The organism is Enterobacter sp. RHBSTW-01064 (assembly GCF_014103035.1).
GTDB lineage: Bacteria > Pseudomonadota > Gammaproteobacteria > Enterobacterales > Enterobacteriaceae > Enterobacter > Enterobacter mori.
Map to the genome: position 1 here is coordinate 1 of NZ_JABXOU010000029.1, position 327 is coordinate 327.

1 protein-coding gene is annotated in these 327 nt (G+C 65.4%); it reads left to right on the top strand.

Annotated features, from left to right (window positions below; all coding sequences use genetic code 11):
* On the top strand, positions 1 to 327 hold a 327-nt coding region (locus tag HV355_RS23990), incomplete at both ends, for an integrase core domain-containing protein (RefSeq protein ID WP_182403875.1).

Genomic DNA, 327 nt, shown 5'->3' on the forward strand with positions numbered 1-327 from the left:
CGATGAACGGCGTGAGACCGTGCAGCAGCAGCTGGTCAGCGTGTTTGAACGCTACGGCCTGCCGGACCGGATGACGATGGACAACGGCTCACCGTGGGGAGACACCACCGGCACCTGGACAGCGCTGGAGCTGTGGCTGATGCGCCAGGGTATCCGGGTGGGGCACTCCCGGCCGTATCATCCGCAGACGCAGGGCAAGCTGGAGCGTTTTCACCGCAGCCTGAAGGCAGAGGTGCTGCAGGGGAAGTGGTTCGCGAGCGAGGGTGAGCTGCAGCGCGCCTTCGACCACTGGCGGACGGTCTATAACCTTGAACGCCCGCATGAGGC